The sequence below is a fragment of the Wolbachia endosymbiont of Drosophila incompta genome (assembly GCF_001758565.1).
Classification (GTDB): Bacteria; Pseudomonadota; Alphaproteobacteria; order Rickettsiales; family Anaplasmataceae; genus Wolbachia; species Wolbachia pipientis.
Map to the genome: position 1 here is coordinate 947,253 of NZ_CP011148.1, position 627 is coordinate 947,879.

Here is a 627-nt window from a genome sequence, read left to right on the forward strand (position 1 = left end):
TTAAAGAGTTAGGACCAGTTTTGATCAGCTTAATAATGGTAGGAAAGGTTGGATCATCAGTTGCAGCAGAAATTGGTACGATGCGCATCACCGAGCAAATAGATGCCCTTACAACTTTGAACATCAACCCTTTCAAATATTTAATTGCACCAAGGATTTTAGCGTCAATCATAGTATTTCCCATACTTACAGTATGTGCAGATTTAATAGGAATATTTGGAGGATGCATCACTGCAGTCTTCGAATTTAACCACAATTTAAATATATACATTAAACACACAGCTCAGTTCTTTAATACGTATGATTTTATAACTGGGCTAATAAAAGCAACTGCATTTGGCGCCATAATTTCTGTCTCAAGCTGCTATTACGGTTACCATTGCAAAGAAGGTGCACGAGGAGTAGGTGTTGCTACAACATCAACTGTTGTTTTATCGTCCATACTGATCATTTTAGCAAACTACATGATTACTTTGATACATGCGTAACCCCATAATATCAATATTGAACTTAAGCTTATCTTTTGATGATAGGACAGTACTAAAAGATCTAAATTTTGATATATTAAAAGGGGAATCATTAGTCATACTTGGTGGCTCAGGAAGCGGCAAATCTGTATTAACAAAA

General features: G+C 35.4%; 2 protein-coding genes. Both read left to right on the forward strand.

Annotated elements, in window-relative coordinates; genetic code table 11:
- Positions 1 to 488, forward strand: a 488-nt coding sequence (locus WG67_RS08680; protein ID WP_458694917.1) for an MlaE family ABC transporter permease, incomplete at its 5' end; no start/stop codon positions are given.
- On the forward strand, positions 481 to 627 hold a 147-nt coding region (locus WG67_RS08685), incomplete at its 3' end, for an ATP-binding cassette domain-containing protein (RefSeq protein ID WP_458695013.1). The genes WG67_RS08680 and WG67_RS08685, both read left to right, overlap by 8 nt.